The sequence below is a fragment of the Metapseudomonas resinovorans DSM 21078 genome, from assembly GCF_000423545.1.
Classification (GTDB): Bacteria; Pseudomonadota; Gammaproteobacteria; order Pseudomonadales; family Pseudomonadaceae; genus Metapseudomonas; species Metapseudomonas resinovorans.
The window spans coordinates 32,795-53,033 of record NZ_AUIE01000038.1; the positions used below are offsets into that span (position 1 = coordinate 32,795).

Here is a 20,239-nt window from a genome sequence, read left to right on the forward strand (position 1 = left end):
TCCGGTCCAGTCACATCTACGCCGGGCTCCTGCAAGGGATTCGGGCTCCAACCCTTTACGCGGAACCCTGATCGGCGTTCTGGCCGATCAGGCTCACGCTTCAGCCTGCCCCCGCGCCACAAGCTCAACCCGGACAGAGTCCCGGCACTGCCCGGGCGAATCGGGATGTCCTCCCGCTCAGTCCAACGCCTCCCGCGTATTCACCCCATCCACCAGACGCTGGATCCCCAGTGGGTTGGCGTTCTGCAGCGCCGCTGGCAGCAGGGCGTCCGGCAGGTTCTGGTAGCACACCGGACGCTGGAATCGGGCGATGGCCAGGCTGCCGACGGACGTGCCGCGAGCATCCGAAGTCGCCGGATAGGGGCCACCGTGGACCATCGCATCGCAGACTTCCACCCCGGTCGGGTAACCGTTGAGCAGCAATCGCCCGACCTTCTGTTCCAGCAGTGGCAGCAGCGTGGTAGCGCTGGCCAGGTCGCCCGGCTCGGCGATAAGGGTCGCCGTGAGCTGGCCATGCAGGCTGTTCAGCGCTTGCCGCAGTTGCGCCAGGTCGGCCACCTCCACCAACACCGTGGTCGGGCCGAAGACTTCCTCCTGCAACAGTTCATCCCCCTCCAGCAACAGCCCGACGTCGGCCTGGAACAGCTGCGGTTGCGCCTGGTTACCTTGCTGTGGCTGGCCGGCCAGGTGGCGGATACCCGGATGGGCGTGCAACCGGGTGAGACCGGCGACATAGCTCTTCAGGGTGCCGGCATTGAGCATGGTCTGCGTCGGCTGGTCGGCCATGCGCGCGGCGAATTGCTCGATGAAGGCGCTGAAGGCTGGTGAACGCATGCCAATGACCAAGCCCGGGTTGGTGCAAAACTGGCCACAGCCGAGCACCACTGAGGCGGCCAACTCGCCCGCCACCTGCTCGCCACGGGTCGCGAGGGCCTCGGGCAGCAGGATCACCGGATTGATGCTGCTCATCTCGGCGAACACCGGGATCGGCTGCGGTCGCGCCGCTGCCATGTCGCAGAGGGCGCGGCCGCCCTTCAATGAACCGGTGAAGCCCACCGCCTGGATCGCCGGGTGCTTGACCAGCCACTCACCAACGCCACCGCCGTAGACCATGTTGAACACGCCTTGCGGCATGCCGGTCTGCTCTGCCGCACGGAGAATGGCGTCCGCCACCCATTCCGAGGTGGCCATGTGGCCGCTGTGGGCCTTGAACACCACCGTGCAGCCAGCCGCCAGGGCCGCAGCGGTATCGCCGCCGGCGGTGGAGAAAGCCAATGGGAAGTTGCTGGCACCGAACACCGCCACCGGGCCAAGGCCCAGCTGGCACTGGCGCAGGTCCGGGCGCGGCAGCGGCTGGCGCTGGGGCTGTGCGCGGTCGATGCGCGCACCGTGGAAATCGCCCCGGCGCAGCACCTGGGCGAACAACCGCAGCTGGCCGCTGGTACGGCCACGCTCACCCTGGATGCGTGCGGCCGGCAGCGCGGTTTCGCGGCAGACAGTCGCGATGAAGTCCTCGCCCAGCGCGTCCAGTTCAGCGGCGATGGCGTCGAGGAACTCCGCGCGGCGCAGGGCCGACAGCTGCCGATAGGACGGATAGGCCGCTTCGGCGGCGCGCGCGGCGGCGTCCACCTCGGCAGCGGTAGCCTGGCGGAAGGCGCCGGGCAGCGCCTCGCCCGTCGTGGCGTCGAGGCTGTGCAGCAGCACCTCGCCCGCGCCGCTGCGGGTGCCGCCGATGTAATTCAGACCCAGTAACGCTGACATCTATGACTCCTTGACCTCGTGGGTTGAGGATGTGGGCCAAGCGGCCCTGGAAAGAAGGGAAACCCGCGCAGCGCCCGTCTCGTGAACGGGCGACTGAGGCGCGAGGTACAGCTCAGAGGGCCTGCACGGCGCCTGCCGGCAGCGGCTGCGACGCTTCGCCGATGCCATTGCGCAGCGGCTCGCCAAACTCCGCCAGGCTGATCTCGAAGGTATCGCCGGGACGCGTCCGGATCCCGTCGGCGAACGACAGGGTGGCGGTGCCGAAGTAGTGGATATGCACATCGCCAGGACGCAGGAACTGGGCGTACTTGAAGTGGTGGTATTCCAGGTTCTCCAGGCTGTGGCACATGTTGTCCTCGCCGGAGAGGAACTCCCGCTCCCAGAGCACTTCGCCGTCACGCAGGATGCGGCTGGTACCCGCCAGGTGGCGCGGCAGCTCACCAACTCGAAGCTCCGGACCATAAGCGCAGAATCGCAGTTTGGAATGCGCCAGGTAGAGGTAGTTGCGCCGCTCCATGACGTGGTCGGAAAACTCGTTGCCCAAGGCAAAGCCCAGCCGGTAGGGCTGGCCATCGTCACCGATGACATAGAGCCCGGTCAGTTCCGGCTCTTCGCCCGCATCCTCGGCAAAGGGCGGCACCGGGAACGCCGCGCCCGGCCGCACGACGATGCTGCCATCCCCCTTGTAGAACCACTCCGGCTGAGCGCCCGCCTGCCCCGCTGCTGGCTTGCCGCCTTCCACACCCCACTTGAAGATGCGCATGGTATCGGTCATGGCGGACTCCGCCTGGCCGGCCTGCTGATGCATCTTGTCGCGGGTGGACGCGCTGCCCAGATGGGTCAGGCCGGTGCCGCTGACCAGGCAATGGGCTGGGTCCTCATGGTCCAGGGGCGGCAGGACACGGTGAGCCTCCAGCAGCTGTGAATAGTCCGGTCCCGGCTCACAGCCGCGCTTGAGGACCTCATCCCGCAGCGAACGCCCTGCGCGAATGGCCGCCAGGGCCAACTCGCGGGTGCTACGGGTATTGCACAGCACCTGGACCTGGTTGCCCTCGACCACACCAACCTGGCGTTCGCCGACGCCGTTCTCGAATTGAATCAACCGCATGTCTGGGCCTCCTGTTGGCCTTGCACGGCGCCGCCGCGAGGGCAGCGCCCACGCCCATCACTCGATGATGTTGAAGTCCTTGAGGTACTCCTCGGAGATTTCCAGGCCCAGGCCCGGCAGGTTGTCATCCAGCTGGATGTAACCGTTGACCGGCTGCGGCTCGCCCTTGAATACGTAGTAGAAGAGCTCGTTGCCGACCTCGACGTCGAACACCGGGAAGAACTCGGCCATGGGCGATGCGGTGCTGGCCATGGTCAGGTGGTAGTTGTGCATCTGCCCGGCGTGGGGAATCACCGGCACCGACCAGGCTTCGGCCATGGCGTTGATCTTGCGTGCGGCGGTGATGCCGCCAACGCGGTTGGTGTCGTACTGGATCACGTCGACAGCGCGGCGTTCCAGCAGGTCCTTGAAGCCGTAGGACGTGAACTCATGCTCACCGCCGGAGATCGGCATGATGCCCATCTTCTTCAGCTCCACGTAGCCTTCGATGTCGTCGGCAATCACCGGTTCTTCCAGCCAGCGCGGCTCGAACTCCGCCAGTTTGGGCAACATGCGGCGGGCGTATTCCAGGGTCCAGCCCATGTAGCACTCGAGCATGATGTCTACATCCGGGCCGGCCAGTTCACGCAAGGCGCGGACCTGCTCGATGTTCTTGCGCATGCCCGCCGGGCCGTCCTTGGGACCGTAGCCGAAGCGCATCTTCAGCGCGGTGAAGCCCTGGTTCAGGTAGCCCTGGGCCTCCTCCAGGAACTGGTCGAGGTTGTCGTTGGCGTAGAGCTTGGACGCGTAGGTCCAGATCTTTTCCTTGGTACGTCCGCCCAGCAGCTTGAACACCGGCTTGTTCACGGCTTTGCCCATGATGTCCCAGATGGCCAGGTCCACCGCCGAGATGGCGGCCATGCCGATGCCCTTGCGGCCCCAAGCGTGGCTGCGGCGGTACATCTTCTGCCAGATGTATTCGTAGTCGAAGGGGTCTTCGCCGATTGCAATGGGGGCCAGGTAGAGGTCGATGATCTCCTTGGCCACGCGTGGCGCCAGGGCGCAGTTACCAATGCCGACGATGCCCGTGTCGGTCTCCACCTCCACCACCAGCCAGCCGTGAAAGCGGAACGAGCCCATGGCATCGCCACGCTCGTAGAGGATGTCGGTGGCATTGGTGCAGAAGTGCGCCTGGGGCGGCACCACCTTGCCTTTCCACTCGAATACGCGGGTACGGACGGATTTGATCTTCATGTGCATGGCTCCTATGGCTGCAGTCAGTTCGCGCGGGCAGGCTCCAGGGCCTGCTCGGCAGCGGTTTTGCGGGTGTTCAGGCGGAGGATCAGCAGGGCGCCGATCACGGCGACTACCGCGAGGGCGAACATGCCCGCGCGGGGGTCACCGAAGAGGGTTTCCATCAAGGTCTTGAGATTCGGCGCGACGAAGCCGCCGAGGTTGCCCAGGGAGTTGATCAGGGCAATGCCGCTGGCCGCCGCCGCACCGCTCAGGTAGCTGGTGGGAATCGTCCAGAACAACGGCTGAACCGAAACGAATCCGGAGGCGGCGAAACAGAAGGCGATCACCGCGAAGGTCAGGTTTGGGCTGAGCGCCGATGCGGCGATACCTGCGGCCGCCATCGCCAACATCAGGGCGGCAAGGTTACGGTGTTGCCCGGTGCGGTCGGCGTGACGGGTGACCAGACGGGTCACCACCAGGGCGCAGGCCCAGGGAATGGCGGTCAGCAGACCGACGCTCAAGCCGACATGGCCGTCAAGGAAGCCCGCGATGCGGGTGGGCAGGTAGAAGACCACGCCGTACACACTCATCTGCACGGTGAAGTAGACCAGGCAGAACTTCAGCACCTGGCCACTGCGCAGCGCGCTGAGGAAGCCATGGGGGCTGTGGCCGCGCTTCTGCGCGTCCTCCTCGGCCAGCTTGTCCTCCAGCGCGGCCTTCTCCTCCGCACTCAGCCAGCGGGCATCACGCGGGCGGTCCACCAGGTAGAAGTAGGCGGCGATCCCCACCACCGACGCCATCAGGCCCTCGACCACGAACAGCCATTGCCAGTTGGTCATGCCGAAGATGCCGTGGAACTCCAGCAGCCAGCCCGACAGCGGCCCACCCAGCACCAGCGCCAGCGGCAGGCCGAAGTAGAACATTCCCAACGCCTGGCCGCGGCTCTGCGCCGGGAACCAGTAAGTGAGGTACAGGATGATGCCGGGGAAAAAGCCGGCTTCCGCCACGCCCAACATGAAGCGCAGTACGTAGAAGGCGGTAGCGCTGTCGGCAAACATCATGGCAGCCGAGACGAGGCCCCAGGTGACCATGATCCGGCACAGCCACACGCGGGCGCCGAGGCGGTGCAGCATCAGGTTGCTGGGCACTTCGAAGCAGGCATAACCGATGAAGAAAATGCTCGCACCGAAGGCGAATGCGGCGTCACTGAGACCGGTATCGGCCTGCAGGAAGGTGCGCGCATACCCCACATTGGCCCGGTCGATGAAGGCCAGCACGTACATCAGGATGAGGAATGGCAGCAGCCGCAGGCGACTTCTGGAGATGGCGGAGGCAAGTGCCTCGGGCAGGGAAATCGTAGTTGTCATTGTGAGGTCCTTCTGTTGCCGGTAATTGCCTTGCGAGGCAACAAGGCGGGCTTCTTGTAGGTATTTCAACGAGACGCGAGGCGCGTTCGTTGAGGCCGACTCTAGCCAGCGGGTGGCTTGGCGAATAATCACTTGTATTCATTCGGTGATAACCACAGGAAATACGTCTAAGCCACGCGACGCCGAGGTGGTTATCGATCCACTGTCGAGCATGCAGCACAAAAACCGCGCTCACCCATTGGGTGGCGCGGTGAAAGCGAGGGAGGGCCTGAGGGTTAGCTAGGGACTCAGCCCCGGGTGCGCCCCATGCGACAGGCGATCTCGAAGGCCTGGCGGGTGGCGCCGACGTTGGCCTTGCCCTGGCCGGCGATGTCGAAGGCGGTGCCATGGGCCGGGGTGGTGATGGGGATGGGCAGGCCGCCCTGCACCGTCACCCCGCGGGAAAAGCCCATCAGCTTGATCGCGATCTGCCCCTGGTCGTGGTACATGGTCACCACCGCGTCGAAGGCCCGCGCATCGCCCTGCACCTTGAGGAAGATGGTGTCGGCCGGGAACGGTCCCTGGGCGTCGATGCCCTGCTCCTGCGCGCGGGCCACCGCCGGGCCGATGATGTCCAGTTCCTCGCGGCCGAAGCTGCCGTTGTCGCCGTTGTGCGGGTTGAGGCCGCAGACACCGATGCGCGGCTTTTCCAGCCCGCTGCGCTTGAGTGCGGTATCGATCAGGCGAATGGCTTCCACCACCCGGTCCTGATTCATCAGCCCCGGCACGTCGGCCAGGGCCACGTGGGAGGTCACCCGCGAGGTCCAGAGGTTGTCCAGCACGTTGAACTCGCAGAACGGCCCCTGGAAGTCGAGGTACTCGGCGAACCAGTGCAGCTCGTCGCTGTGGGCCATGCCGGCCATGTGCAGGGAGGTCTTGTTCAGGGGACCGAAGAGGATGGCGTCGGTGGTCTTGTCGGCCGTCAGGCGCAGGGCCACTTCGAGGGTGTCCAGGCTGTAGCGCCCCCCCACCACGCTGGCCTCGCTGCGCGGAAACGGGCCTTTAGCCGCGCCACGGTAGTGATAGAACAGCGGCACCTCATCCGTGAATGCCAGCTCATCCAGGGAGGCGACCGGCCGGTACGGGAACTCGCACCCGGCGATCTGCATGCCCTTGAGCATCTCTGCCTCGTCGGCGATCAGCAGCACATGGGCCTGCCGCCGTACCTCGGGCTCGGCCAGCAGCCGGGCGATCAGTTCCGGGCCGATGCCGGCGGGGTCGCCCAGGACCATGGCGATGCGGGGAAGACGGGGTTGGTTCATGCGGAAGTCCTCATGTCGGTGATGCCCTGCGGCAGGCGGAAGGCCGTGGGCTGGGTACGGTAGATGCGCCGCGCGGTGCCGCAGAACAGCTGCTCCTGGTCGGCATACGGCAGGTCGGCGACGATGCGCTTGAAGCCGCTGTAGATGGTGTCGAACGAGCCGCACAGGCCATCGACGGGGAAATTGCTGGCGAACATGGCCCGCTCCGGTCCGAACATGGCGACGGTCTCGCGGACGATCCAGGCGTTGTCCTCGGCGCACCAGGGGCGCCCGGCAAGGCCGATGCCGGAGATCTTCACCGCGACGTTGGGCAGCTCGGCGAAGCGCGCCATGGCCGCATGCCAGCCGGCCAGCCCGGCCTCGCTGCGGTCCGACGGCAGGCCGGCGTGGTTGAGGATCAGCCGGGTAGCGGGGAAGTCCCGCGCCAGCGCCTCGGCCTCCGGCAGGTTCCACCAGGGGGTCTGCAGGTCGAAGTGCAAGCCGTGTCGACCCAGTTCGGCATAACCCCGGCGCCAGGCCTCGTCACTCATCAGGCAGCGGCACTGGCCGACCTCTTCGGGGCGCGCCGGGCCGCCCGGCTTGTGGCGCACGCTGCGTACCCGCTCGAAGGCGGCCTGGGCGGCGAGCACCTGGGCGGCGTCCGGGGCATCCAGCCAGGCCTGGGCAACCACCGCATTCGGCGCGCCGTAGCGGGCCGCCACCTCGTGGATGAAGCGGGTTTCGCCGACGGGGTCGCGCGGGTCCCACTCGGTTTCCACGTAGACGGTGGCGACCACCTGGTGCTCACCGGCATCGGCGAGATAGTCCTCCGGGAAGTAGCGGCGCCGGATGGCGCTGTAGTCCCCATAGCGGAACGGGATGGCCTCACCGCCGGACAACCAGGGATGGAAGTTCAGTTGCGGGTCCCAGAAGTGGTGGTGGGCATCGATGATCGGGCCGTCGTAGAGCCTTTGCTCAGGCATCTTTCACCTCGTCGTTGTCCAGGCCGATGAGCAGGGTGCCGGCGACGAACAGGGCCGAGCAGCCGGCGAAGAAGCTGAGCACGCCGGCATAGCCGCCGAAGTATTGGAGGATCACCCCGACCAGGATCGGCACCAGGATGCCGCCGAGGCTGCCGGCCAGGTTCATCACCCCGCCGATCAGGCCGACCCGCGCCGGGGCGGCGAGCAGCGCCGGGAAGCTCCAGTAGAGGCTGCCCCACATGAGGAAGAAGGCGGTCAGGCAGAGCAGCGCCACGGCGGCGTAGGCATCGTGCAGGGTCGGCAGCAGCAGGAAGGCCACCAGTGCCACCAGGCCGGCTACCGCCAGCAGGCCCTTGGCCGCCAGGCCACGGCGCACGCCCTTGCGGATCAGGGTGTCGCAGAGGAAACCGCCGCACAGCGAGCCGAGTGCGCCACAGAGGAAGATGATGAAGGTGGCAGCGCCGATGCCCTTGATGTCGAAGCCCCGGGCCTGGGCCAGGTAGCTGGGCCCCCAGGTCAGCAGGCCGAAGAACACCATGGCCCAGCTGGCGCGCCCCAGCAGCATGCCGGTCAGCGAGCGGGCGGCGATGCCCAGGCCCTTCACCGGCGCCCGTGCCGCCTCGGCGATGGAAGTCACGCGACCGGCGTTGATGCGCTCCAGCTCCGCCTCGTTGACGTCCGGGTGCTGTGCCGGATCGTCGCGCAGGTAGTGCCAGGCCAGCCAGGCCATGGCCAGGGTGGCGATACCGGCGACGAAGAAAGCGATGCGCCAGGACCCGAGCACGGCAATCAGGTAAGCGATGATCAAGCCTCCCAGGGCGACGCCCAACGGACCACCGCAATCCATCAGTACCGCGCCGCGGCTGCGCTCGCTGGGCGCCAGCCAGAGCGAGTTGAGCTTGCCGCCGGACGGGAACAGCGGCGCTTCGGCGGCGCCCAGGGCGACCCGGGCGAACAGCAGCGACAAGCCACCGGTGGCGAAGGCCGCGAGGGTCTGGAACAGCCCCCAGAGACCGGTGGACCAGCCGATCACCCGGCGCGGGCCGTAGCGGTCGATCAGCCAGCCGCCAGGAATCTGCAGCAGCGCATAGGCCCAGAAGAAGCTGCTGAGGATCAGCCCCTGCATGCTGGGCGACAGGTCGAACTCCTTGCCGATGGTGGGCATGGCGATGGACAGGGAAACGCGGTCGATCAGGTTGATCACCGTGAGGGCAAAGATGATCGCGAAGATGCGCCAGCGGACACGGGACGGACGCATTGCCACCGTTTGATCGGTGGAGACAGGTAAAGGGGGCAGTCGGTGCACTGCGCTCATGGCTCTGACCTCGTTCTTATCGTTCTTGTTAGGCATCCCTGCAGTCCTTGGGCGCTGAGGGTGTGGACGAACTATCCCAACCCGGATCAATAACCGTCTAATCAAAAGTCCTCATAGACCTATTCCCTGGGGATATCGCAAGTTCGAACTCGCAAGCGTGAAGGCTTCTCGAAAGCCTGATATGCCAGCCTAGAGCGATGGCGCGCTTAGCGATAACCCCTGGCTATCGCTGTATGCGATTAATTGAGTAGACGCGCTAGCGCCCGCTTCACACACTCGGCCCCACCCATAACAAACACAAGAAGAGGTCCACCATGCGAACTGTTCCCGTTCGTCATATCGCTCGCCTGCTCGCCGGCTGCGCCCTGGTCTGCGCCAGCACCCTCCCCGCCTTCGCTGCCACCTGGCAGCCCGAGAAGAACGTAGAAATCCTGGTCGCTGGCGGCCCCGGCGGCGGCACCGACCAGTTGGGTCGCCTGATCCAGTCGATCATCAGCCAGCACAAGCTGCTGGACGTGAACACCGTGGTAATGAACAAGGGCGGCGGCAACGGCGCCGAAGCCTTCCTCGACATGAAGCTGTCCAAGGGAGAGGCCGAGCGCCTGGTGATCGGCACCAACAACATTTACCTGCTGCCGCTGGTGGCCAAGCTGGGCTACCAGTGGACCGACCTGACCCCGGTGGCTGCGGTGGCCGAGGACGACTTCATCCTCTGGACCTACAAAGACGCGCCCTGGCAGGACGCCAAGGGTTACTACGAACAGATCAAGACGGACCCGGCGAACATGCGCATGGGCGGCAGCCAATCCAAGGACGTGGACCAGACCCTGACCCTGCTGCTGAACCAGACCACCGGTACCAGGCTCACTTACATCCCCTTCAAGAGCGGTAGCGAAGCGGCCACCCAACTGGCCGGCAAGCACATCACATCCAACGTCAACAATCCCAGCGAGAGCCTCAGCCAGTGGCGCGGCGATCAGGTGCAGCCGCTCTGCGTGTTCAGCCAGACGCGCATGGCCTACACCGAGAAAGTCGCCGGTGAGAAATCCTGGGCCGATGTGCCCACCTGCAAGGAACAGGGCCTGGGCGTCGACCAGTATCGCTTCCCGCGCACGGTATTCATGGCAGGGGATGTCACCCCCGAGCAGCGCGCCTTCTATGTCGAACTGCTGCGCAAGGTCAGCCAGACCCCGGAGTTCAAGTCGTACGTCGAGCGCAATGCGCTGGTGCCGACCTTCCTCGCCGGCGATGAACTGGCCGCCTACATCGAGAAGGACACTGCCCGGGTGACCCCGGTCTTCCAGGAAGCCGGCTGGCTGCGCAAGTGATCCAGCGCGGGCGCCGTCCTGTGCGGCGCCCGCCAGTGGGGTGAAACCATGTCCAGAAACCTTGATTCGTCCGCGCTCGTCGGCACCCGCTGGGTGGAAGCCGGTCTTGCGCTCTTTACAGCCCTGGTCGGCGCCGTGGTCATGTACGGCAGCCATGCCGGCGGCATCGGCTGGGGTGATGCCGGCCCCGAGCCGGGCTACTTCCCCTTCTACATCGGCCTGCTACTGAGCGCCGCCAGCCTGGCCAACCTGATGCTGGCAATCGCGCGCTGGCGCTCCCTGGCCGAGGCCTTCGTCAGCCGCGGTGCGTTCCGCCAAGTGCTGGCGGTGTTCCTCCCTATCGTCCTCTACGTCGCCTGCATGCCCTTCACCGGCATTTACCTGGCCTCAGCCGGTTTCATCGCCTGGTTCATGTGGCGCGACCGCCAACGCGAGAAGCCCTATGGCTTCCTGACCATCGCAGCGGTTTCCTGTGGCGCGGCGCTTGCCAGCTACCTGGTCTTCGCGCTCTGGTTCAAGGTGCCACTGCAGGCAGGCCCTCTGGCCATGCTGGGAGGGCTGCTGAAATGAGCGAGTTCGACTCCCTGATGCAGGGCATGAACCTGATCCTGACCCCCGGCCATATCGGCCTGATGGTGGTGGGCGTGCTGCTGGGCATTCTGGTCGGCGTCCTGCCCGGCCTCGGCGCACCGAACGGGGTTGCCCTGCTGCTCCCACTGACCTTCACCATGGAGCCGGTGTCAGCGATCATCCTGCTCTCCTGCATGTACTGGGGGGCGCTGTTTGGCGGCTCGATCACCTCGATCCTGTTCAACATCCCGGGCGAGCCCTCATCCGTGGCAACCACCTTCGACGGCTACCCCATGGCCCGCCAGGGCAAGGCCGCCGAGGCATTGACTGCCGCCTTCACCTCGGCGCTGCTGGGTGCGCTGGTCGGCGTGCTGCTGCTGACCTTCCTCTCCACACGCATCGCCGAGTTCGCCATGGCGTTCAGCTCGCCGGAGTTCTTCGCGGTGTACCTGCTGGCGTTCTGCACCTTCATCGGCATGAGCAAGAACCCGCCGCTGAAAACGCTGGTGGCAATGATGATCGGCTTCGCCATGGCCGCGGTCGGCATGGACACCGTGTCCGGTGATCTGCGCCTGACCTTCGACCAACCCTGGCTGCTGTCGGGCATCAGCTTCGAGGTGGCGGTGATCGGGCTGTTCGGTATCGGCGAAATCCTCTGCACGGTGGAGGAAGGCCTGGTCTTCCGTGGCGAGCGAGCACGCATCACGCCCATGGTGATTTTCCGCACCTGGGCCAAGCTGCCGCGCTACTGGTTGACCTGGCTGCGCAGTGCCCTGGTGGGCTGCTGGATGGGCATTACCCCCGGTGGACCAACTGCGGCCTCCTTCATGAGCTACAGCCTGGCCCGACGTTTCTCGAAGAACCGCGAGAACTTTGGCAAGGGCGAGATCGAAGGTGTGATCGCGCCGGAAACCGCCGACCATTCCGCCGGCACCAGCGCCCTGCTGCCCATGCTGACCTTGGGAATTCCTGGTTCGGCCACCGCTGCGGTGATGCTGGGCGGCCTGATGATCTGGGGCCTGCATCCCGGACCGACGCTGTTCGTCGAGCAGCACGACTTCGTCTGGGGCCTGATCGCCAGCATGTACCTGGGCAACATCGTCAGCCTGATCGTGGTGCTGGCCACCGTGCCGCTGTTCGCCTCGATCCTGCGCATCCCCTTCTCGATCATCGCCTCCATCATCGTCATGGTCTGTGCCATCGGCGCCTACTCGGTGCACAACTCGATGTTCGATGTGGTCCTGATGCTCGGCTTCGGCGCTCTGGGCTATCTGTTCAAGAAGCTCGGCTACCCCATCGCGCCGCTGGTCCTGGCGGCCGTGCTGGGGGACAAGGCCGAGGATGCCTTCCGCCAGTCCATGCTGTTCTCGAACGGCGAGCTTTCCATCTTCTGGTCCAACCCGCTGGTGGGCAGCCTGACCACGGCGGCCTTGCTGATGCTGTTCTGGCCTTTGCTGGCACGCGGTGCAAAGGCCCTGGCCGGGCTGAAATGCGCCAAGGTGCGGCGATCCATGCCGTAGTCCCAGCCGCTCCGTAGGAGCCAGCTTGCTCGCGAAACGCTTTTCGCCAGCAAGCTGGCTCCTACGGTCCCTCCATCGATTCGGTACAACCTTCTCCCCTTGGCAAGGCCTGGCGTTTCTTGTCAGGCTTGCCCCTCTTTCACTGCCGAGCACTGCCCATGTCGCGCATCCCCGAAGCTGCCCTCATCCACAGCCGTCTGCGCCTGCGGCAAATGCGCCTGATGCTGGCCCTGGAAGAGTTTGGCTCGCTGCGCCGCGCCGCCGACGAGATCGGTATGACCCAACCAGCAGCGACCAAGATGCTCCACGAGGCCGAAGGCCTGCTCGGGGTCGAACTGTTCGAGCGCCTGCCCCGCGGCATGCGTGCCACGGCCTTTGGCGAGACGGTGATCTACTACTCACGGATGGTCTTCGCCGAGCTGTCGGGCATGCGCGAAGAACTGGCCGCCCTGGAATCCGGCAACCTGGGACGAGTGACCGTGGGCGCTATTCCGGCCCTGGCCTCGGGCCTGCTGACCCGTACCATCGCAACCCTGAAGAAGAGCCACCCGCGCCTGTCCATGAGCATCCAGGTGGACACCAGCGACGTCCTGGTCCAGGCCCTGCAGCAAGATCAGTTGGACGTGGTCCTGGGACGCATCCCCACCGGCGCGCGTGCTGACGACCTGTTGTTCGACAGCCTGGGAGAGGAGGAACTGTGCGTGATCGCTGGCGCGCAAAATCCCATCGCCGACGCACAGAGCCTGTCCTGGACCGAGCTTCAAGGCATGACCTGGGTGCTCCAGCAACACCCCAGCCCGATGCGAGCCATCGTCAACCAGGCCTTCCACAACGCCCGCGTGGACATCCCCAGCAGCATTGTCGAAACCACCTCCATCATGACCCTGCTCTCCCTCTTGCAGCAGACCGACATGATCGGTGTCACCCCGCGTTCAGTGGTTGAGGACTATCCCGGCCGCCATCTGCTGGCGGTACTGCCCATCGCCTTCGAACCGCGCCTGCCGCCCTTTGGCCTGATCACCCGCCGCCACCGCATCAAGTCCTCGGCCATGCAAGCCTTCATCAGCGCGGTGAAAGCCGAACAGGCCCAGGTTTCCGGCTGATCGATCACGCCCCTGGCCACTTTGTCGTACGGCTATTGCGCCATCTCCCACGTCGACCAGGAAGCCATGGCATGTGATCGTTCAGCCACGGCACCCGGTTCGGCGCCGTGGCCAATTTCCGCTCGCGCGACAGGGGATGTGAATTACAATCGCAATATCAATCTTCCCCACGAGGTGACCGCCATGCGCTACCCCGAAGACCACAAGGCAGAAACCCACAAACGCATCGTCGCCGAGGCGTCTCGTCGCTTCCGCGCCGACGGTATCGACGCTACCGGCCTGCAACCGCTGATGAAGGCGCTCGGTCTGACCCATGGCGGCTTCTATGCGCACTTCAAATCCAAGGATGCCCTGGTGGAAGAGGCTCTCCAGGCAGCAGCGAATGACGCCAATGCCCAATGGGCCAAGGCGTTCTCCAAGGAACAACCGCTGAAAACCTTCTTCGAGCGCTACCTCTCGCCTCAGCACCGCGCCCACCCCGAGCAGGGTTGCCCGCTGCCGACCATGTCGGCCGAAATGGGCCAGCGCGGCAATGCCAGCCCCATCACCGATGGCGTACTGACCGGCCTGCTGGAACTCATGGAGAAGGAAACCGGCAGCGCAGAACAGAGTCTGGCAATGCTCGCCACCCTGGTGGGTGCGCTGACGCTGGCCCGCAGCGTGGCCAGCGAAGAACTGTCCGACCGCATCCTCGACAGCACCCGCCAAACCCTCCTCGCCCAGGTCGAGGCTGCACAAGCCGCCAAGGCCTGACTGCACCACCATCCGTCGCCGCCCTCGGCATTCAGCGAGGGCGGCCTATGCTTTCCAGGTAGGGCCAAAACCGGCTGCACCTGGGTTGCACCCTCCCTCACCAAGCCGGCCACGCCTCACGAAACGCCCGTATATTCGAGCCTTCGCACCAATCAGGTGCAACCTTTTCGAGTCATTGAGGCGACCTTTCATCCGCTGATCGTCGCCAGATATACGACCTTTGGTTGCACCCGGTTGCACCCCTTGTAGGACATCGCTAATCTTTGCGCCGCTACTGCCGTACGACCACGGCTGAAAAGAGGACAAGAAATGGCTACGAGCACCACCCTTGGCGTGAAACTGGACGAGGCTACCCGTGATCGTCTCAAGGAAGCTGCGCGCAGGATCGAGCGCACCCCGCATTGGCTGATCAAGCAAGCGATCTTCAGCTACCTCGAGGCCCTGGAAAGCGGCATGACCCTTCCGGAACTCCAAGGCATTGCCCAGCGCCTGGCCGAAGGTGACCACGACGCGCTCGAAGCCCTCCCCGAGCCTACCCACCAGCCGTTCCTCGAATTCGCCGAAAGCATCCTGCCGCAGTCCGTGCTGCGCGCGGCCATTACCGCCGCCTACCGCCGCCCCGAGCAGGAAGCCGTGCCCATGCTGCTGGAGCAGGCCCGCCTGCCCGCCGAGATGGCTGACGCCGCCTACAAGCTGGCCTATGGCATCGCCGAGAAACTGCGCAACCAGAAGAGCGCTGGCGGCCGTGCCGGTATCGTCCAGGGCCTGCTGCAGGAATTCTCCCTGTCCTCCCAGGAAGGCGTGGCACTGATGTGCCTGGCCGAAGCCCTGCTGCGCATCCCGGACAAGGGCACCCGTGACGCCCTGATCCGCGACAAGATCAGCACCGGCAACTGGCAGCAGCATCTGGGCCAGAGCCCGTCTATGTTCGTCAACGCGGCCTCCTGGGGCCTGCTGATCACCGGCAAGCTGGTATCCACCCACAATGAAGCCGGGCTGTCGTCCTCGCTGAACCGCATCATCGGCAAGAGCGGCGAGCCGGTGATCCGCAAGGGCGTGGACATGGCCATGCGCCTGATGGGCGAGCAGTTCGTCACCGGCGAAACCATCGCCGAGGCCCTGGCCAACGCCACCAATTTCGAAGCCAAGGGCTTCCGCTACTCCTACGACATGCTCGGTGAAGCCGCGCTGACCGAGGAAGATGCCCAGCGCTACTACGCCTCTTACGAGCAGGCCATCCACGCTATCGGCAAGGCTTCCCACGGCCGCGGCATCTACGAAGGCCCGGGTATCTCAATCAAGCTCTCCGCGCTGCACCCGCGCTACAGCCGCGCCCAGTACGAGCGCATGATGGGCGAGCTGTACCCGCGCCTGCTGTCGCTGACCCTGCTGGCCAAGCAGTACGACATCGGCCTGAACATCGACGCCGAAGAAGCCGACCGCCTGGAAATCTCCCTCGACCTGCTCGAGCGCCTCTGCTTCGAGCCGAGCCTGAAGGGCTGGAACGGCATCGGCTTCGTCATCCAGGCCTACCAGAAGCGCTGCCCGTACGTGATCGACTACGTGATCGATCTCGCCCGCCGCAGCCAGCACCGCCTGATGATCCGCCTGGTGAAAGGCGCCTACTGGGACAGCGAGATCAAGCGCGCCCAGGTCGATGGCCTGGAAGGCTTCCCGGTCTACAGCCGCAAGGTCTACACCGACGTTTCCTACATCGCCTGCGCACGCAAGCTGCTGGGCGTACCGGAAGTCATCTATCCGCAGTTCGCCACCCACAACGCCCACACCCTGTCGGCCATCTACCAGATCGCCGGCCAGAACTACTACCCGGGCCAGTACGAGTTCCAGTGCCTGCACGGCATGGGTGAACCGCTGTACGAGCAAGTGGTGGGCAAGATCGCCGACGGCAAGCTGAACCGTCCGTGCCGCATCTACGCACCGGTCGGCACCCATGAAACCCTGCTGGCCTACCTGGTCCGCCGCCTGCTGGAAAACGGCGCCAACACCTCGTTCGTCAACCGCATCGCCGACCACAGCATCTCCATCAAAGAACTGGTGGAAGATCCGGTTGCCAGCGCCGAGGCCATGGCCAGTGTCGAAGGCGCCCTGGGCCTCCCGCACCCGCGCATCCCGCAGCCCAAGGCCCTGTACGGCGACGCCCGAGTCAACTCCAGCGGCATCGACATGGCCAACGAACACCGCCTGGCGTCCCTGTCCAGCGCCCTGCTGAGCAGCGGCCACGCCGACTGGCGCGCCCAGCCGATGCTCGGCTGCCCAACCAGCGAAGGCCCGAGCGAGCCCGTACTGAACCCGGCGGATCACCGCGACGTGGTCGGCCACGTGCAGAACGCCACCACCGCTGACGTCGGCAATGCCGTGCTGGCCTCCATCACCGCCGCACCGATCTGGCAATCCACCCCGCCGGTGGAGCGCGCCGCCGCCCTGGATCGCGCCGCCGACCTGATGGAAGCCGAGATGCAGCCGCTGATGGGCATTCTCGTCCGCGAAGCTGGCAAGACCTTCAACAACGCCATCGCCGAAGTGCGCGAGGCCGTGGACTTCCTGCGCTATTACGCCGCCCAGGCCCGCCACGACTTCGCCAACGACACGCACCGCCCGCTGGGCCCGGTGGTGTGCATCAGCCCGTGGAACTTCCCCCTGGCGATCTTCGCCGGCCAAGTGGCCGCTGCCCTGGCCGCCGGCAACACCGTGCTGGCCAAGCCCGCCGAACAGACCCCGCTGATTGCCGCCCAGGCCGTGCGCATCCTGCTCCAGGCCGGCATTCCGGAAGGCGTGGTGCAACTGCTGCCAGGCCTCGGCCACACCGTGGGCGCCGCCCTGGTGAGCGATGAGCGCGTGAAAGGCGTGATGTTCACCGGCTCCACCGAAGTGGCTGGCATCCTCGCCCGCAACGTCGCCGGCCGCCTGGACGCCCAAGGCCGCCCGATCCCGCTGATCGCCGAGACCGGCGGCCAGAACGCCATGATCGTCGACTCCTCGGCCCTGGCCGAGCAGGTGGTGACCGACGTGATCGCTTCCGCCTTCGACAGCGCCGGCCAGCGCTGCTCCGCCCTGCGCGTGCTGTGCGTGCAGGAAGACGTGGCCGACCGCGTGGTGGAGATGCTCAAGGGCGCCATGGCCGAGTGCCGCATCGGCAACCCCGAGCACCTGAACGTGGATATCGGCCCGGTCATCGACGCCGAGGCCAAGGCCAACATCGACAAGCACGTCCAGGCCATGCGCAGCAAAGGCCGCAGCGTGTTCCAGATCGCCCGCACCGACGGTGATGTGATGCAGCGCGGCACCTTCGTGATGCCGACCCTGATCGAACTGGACAGCCTCGCCGACCTGGAACGCGAAATCTTCGGCCCCGTGCTGCACCTGCTTCGTTACAAGCGCGAGGACATGGACGCCCTGCTCGACCAGATCAACGGCACCGGTTACGGCCTGACCCTGGGCGTGCACACCCGCATCGACGAAACCATCGCCAAGGTGGTGGACAAGGCCCACGCCGGTAACCTTTACGTCAACCGCAACATGGTCGGCGCCGTGGTCGGCGTGCAGCCCTTCGGTGGCGAAGGCCTGTCCGGTACCGGCCCGAAAGCCGGCGGCCCGCTGTACATGTACCGCCTGCTGGCCACCCGCCCGGTCGACGGCGTCAGCCGCACCTTCCAACGCCTGGATGGCCAAAGCGTCGCCGACACCCAGCAGCGCACCACCCTGCAGGAACGTCAGGGCAAGCCCCTGGAAGCCCTCAAGGCCTGGGCCGCGAAGAACGGCAAGGACAGCCTGGCGAGCCTCTGCGACAGCTTCGCCGAGCAGTCCCAGAGCGGCCTGACCCGCGTCCTGCCTGGCCCGACTGGCGAGCGCAACACCTACGTGCTGCTGCCGCGCGAGACCGTACTCTGCCTGGCGGACGACGAAGCCGACCTGCTCGTTCAACTGGCGGGCGCTCTGGCCGTTGGCAGCAGCGCACTCTGGGCCACCAGCGAACTGACCGGCAAGCTGCGCGGCGCCCTGCCGAAAGCGGTGCAGGCACGCATCCAACTGGTTGCGGACTGGAGCCAGCCCGAAGTCGCCTTCGATGCCGTACTGCACCACGGTGACTCCGATCAACTGAGCGCCATCTGCCAGCAGGTCGCTTCCCGCAAGGGTCCCATCATCGGCGTCCAGGGCCTGTCCCAGGGCGAGACCGCGATCCCGCTGGAGCGCCTGCTGATCGAACGCGCCATCAGCGTCAACACCGCCGCTGCTGGCGGCAACGCCAGCCTGATGACCATCGGCTGACACCCCGTCGCGCCCTCGGGAGCGACATTGTTCCACCCCGGCACCCGCTCACAAGGCAGGTGCCGGTCGCAACACCGGAGGCCTTGCCTCCAGGCGGACCACCCTTACCGGGGCGGCCCCGCCCACTCTTCTCTTCGACGGTTGGCCATCATTCACTGACGGCAAAGGGGGCACGCCACAAGCGTGCCCCCTTCTTTTTTGGTTCTTCGCGGAGTCTTGAGGAAGATCGATTTGCGGGTTAGCTTGCAATCGCCAAACTCCCCCCCGATCCCCGCTGCCGTCGCGCATCCTATTGATCTTGCCCAACTCTGACCAAGCGACGCGGTTGATGCATGTCGCCCATTCGCCGACAGCACTCTGCCGACTGAACTCGAGCCCCAAGCTGACCAAGCGCCCAAATACAGTCGCTATCGATTGAACCATGGGCGCCGACTGCGCCGGGTGCGTGATCGGAGTTTGTTGGATCAACGCGCTCTGCTACAGGTGCCAGTGCGCCGCATCGATTGCCTGCGTTGTAGGCGGGTGACCGAGCGGATCGACTGACCGATCATTCGCCGCACCTTGGACTCCTTGCGTTTGGCGCGCTCCAGACCCCGGGCGCGGCCAGTTCGGACCCACGTCGCAGCAGACAGACGCGGGCCGTCTGCTTGAAATCGAAGGATTGGGTTTCCTGATAGACTATGCGCCCTTGCCGGCGCAGCCTGATTTGAGCGGTGTATTTCACCTCGCCGTTCTTGTTCCTTCGCCGCGTGATCGCGCCCATGCTTTCCTGCAGTGCTAAATCCCATGAACCCAGTGCTAAAAATCAGCACCAGGTCTGCCGAGATGGCCGGAAAGGGGTCAAAACAGGTTCAAATCAGACGTTTCCGATGACCGCTCTAAACGCTCCCCAGCCCACCACGCGCCCTGCCCTTTCCCGCCGCTTCTCCGTGGCGCCGATGATGGATAGGCAATTTTTCCCTTTATAAATCATGACGTTATGATGAGGCGTGTGCACGCCATGTGCACTCTCGCACTGTAGCATGATGCACCTTTCATGCACCCTCCACACCCCCAAGGACACCCTTTGAGATGCCGACGCTGGTCAGGCTTAGCCGCAAGCACAACACCGCCCTATATCAGCGTCTTGCGGCACTCTTTGGAGGTTGGAGAGAGGTTGGCAACCCCGATCAGCTTGCAATGATGATTGCTCATCAAAGCGCGCTCGAAACAGACATACGCAATGCCAAGCTCAATCGCGAGCAAAGCGCTCTGGAGCGCAAAAGCGCCGTACAACGCTATTTGGATGCGCTATCCAAAGCCAGGAAGATATGGCTAGTGAATCGCCCCGGGTTTCGTGGAGGCCTCAACTCTTGAGAAGATGAGGCCATGAGAAAGACTGCGACCTACTCCCCTGAAGTCCGTGAACGTGCCGTGCGCATGGTTCTGGAGCACCTGAACGACTACCCCTCCGAGTGGGCGGCCATTGAGGCCATTGCCCCGAAGATCGGCTGTGCAGCGCAAACCCTGCATGGCTGGATTCGTCGCCATCAGACCGATGCCGGCCAACGTCCTGGGCCGACCACTGACGAGCGTGAACGCATCAAAGCCCTGGAGCGCGAAAATCGCGAGCTGCGCAAAGCCAACGAGATTCTGCGCCTGGCCAGTGC

The 20,239-nt window shown here is 65.3% G+C and carries 15 protein-coding genes; 8 read left to right on the forward strand and 7 right to left on the reverse strand.

The features are described 5' to 3' along the window. Positions 1–177: 177 nt before the first annotated feature. From G559_RS0121600 to G559_RS0121630, 7 genes are all read right to left on the reverse strand, one after another. A complete protein-coding gene (locus tag G559_RS0121600) occupies positions 178–1,761 on the reverse strand; it encodes an aldehyde dehydrogenase (NADP(+)) (protein WP_028630245.1) in 1,584 nt (527 codons plus the stop codon). A 112-nt stretch (positions 1,762–1,873) separates the two neighbouring features. Next, positions 1,874–2,869 carry an AraD1 family protein gene (gene araD1 / locus G559_RS0121605; protein ID WP_028630246.1) on the reverse strand — a complete coding sequence of 332 codons (996 nt, stop codon included), beginning with the start codon at positions 2,867–2,869 and terminating at the stop codon, positions 1,874–1,876. A 57-nt stretch (positions 2,870–2,926) separates the two neighbouring features. Then, positions 2,927–4,102, reverse strand: a complete 1,176-nt coding sequence (locus G559_RS0121610) for an L-lyxonate dehydratase (RefSeq protein WP_028630247.1) — start codon at positions 4,100–4,102, stop codon at positions 2,927–2,929. A gap of 23 nt (positions 4,103–4,125) precedes the next feature. Continuing rightward, complete coding sequence (locus tag G559_RS0121615) at positions 4,126–5,451, reverse strand: MFS transporter (protein WP_036997700.1); 1,326 nt, start codon at positions 5,449–5,451, stop codon at positions 4,126–4,128. A gap of 287 nt (positions 5,452–5,738) precedes the next feature. Continuing rightward, positions 5,739–6,752 (reverse strand): 4-hydroxythreonine-4-phosphate dehydrogenase PdxA, encoded by a 1,014-nt coding sequence (locus G559_RS0121620; RefSeq protein ID WP_028630249.1) that lies wholly within the window; start codon positions 6,750–6,752, stop codon positions 5,739–5,741. Beyond that, positions 6,749–7,714: an amidohydrolase family protein gene (locus G559_RS0121625; protein ID WP_028630250.1), complete on the reverse strand. Its 966-nt coding sequence runs from the start codon at positions 7,712–7,714 to the stop codon at positions 6,749–6,751. Before G559_RS0121625 ends, G559_RS0121620 begins: the two co-directional genes overlap by 4 nt. Then, complete coding sequence (locus G559_RS0121630; RefSeq protein WP_028630251.1) at positions 7,707–9,029, reverse strand: MFS transporter; 1,323 nt, start codon at positions 9,027–9,029, stop codon at positions 7,707–7,709. The genes G559_RS0121625 and G559_RS0121630 overlap by 8 nt, the downstream gene beginning before the upstream one ends. Positions 9,030–9,343: 314 nt before the next feature. On the opposite strand from G559_RS0121630, the gene G559_RS0121635 reads away from it, so the two are divergent. The 8 genes from G559_RS0121635 to G559_RS0121670 form a co-directional block, all read left to right on the forward strand. Beyond that, complete coding sequence (locus G559_RS0121635) at positions 9,344–10,357, forward strand: Bug family tripartite tricarboxylate transporter substrate binding protein (RefSeq protein WP_028630252.1); 1,014 nt, start codon at positions 9,344–9,346, stop codon at positions 10,355–10,357. A 48-nt stretch (positions 10,358–10,405) separates the two neighbouring features. After that, positions 10,406–10,927 carry a tripartite tricarboxylate transporter TctB family protein gene (locus G559_RS0121640; protein ID WP_028630253.1) on the forward strand — a complete coding sequence of 174 codons (522 nt, stop codon included), beginning with the start codon at positions 10,406–10,408 and terminating at the stop codon, positions 10,925–10,927. Next, positions 10,924–12,447: a tripartite tricarboxylate transporter permease gene (locus G559_RS0121645; protein WP_028630254.1), complete on the forward strand. Its 1,524-nt coding sequence runs from the start codon at positions 10,924–10,926 to the stop codon at positions 12,445–12,447. Before G559_RS0121640 ends, G559_RS0121645 begins: the two co-directional genes overlap by 4 nt. Positions 12,448–12,605: 158 nt before the next feature. Beyond that, a complete protein-coding gene (locus G559_RS0121650; RefSeq protein WP_028630255.1) occupies positions 12,606–13,550 on the forward strand; it encodes a LysR family transcriptional regulator in 945 nt (314 codons plus the stop codon). A gap of 183 nt (positions 13,551–13,733) precedes the next feature. Beyond that, entirely contained in the window at positions 13,734–14,303 is a 570-nt protein-coding gene (locus G559_RS0121655) for a TetR/AcrR family transcriptional regulator (protein WP_036997703.1), read from the forward strand. A gap of 309 nt (positions 14,304–14,612) precedes the next feature. After that, positions 14,613–18,590: a trifunctional transcriptional regulator/proline dehydrogenase/L-glutamate gamma-semialdehyde dehydrogenase gene (gene putA, locus G559_RS0121660; RefSeq protein WP_028630257.1), complete on the forward strand. Its 3,978-nt coding sequence runs from the start codon at positions 14,613–14,615 to the stop codon at positions 18,588–18,590. Between the two features lie 1,071 nt (positions 18,591–19,661). Next, positions 19,662–19,946, forward strand: a complete 285-nt coding sequence (locus G559_RS0121665; RefSeq protein ID WP_028630258.1) for a hypothetical protein — start codon at positions 19,662–19,664, stop codon at positions 19,944–19,946. 12 nt (positions 19,947–19,958) lie between these two features. Next, positions 19,959–20,239 (forward strand): transposase (locus tag G559_RS0121670; protein WP_036997706.1); only part of this gene is annotated, 281 nt, incomplete at its 3' end.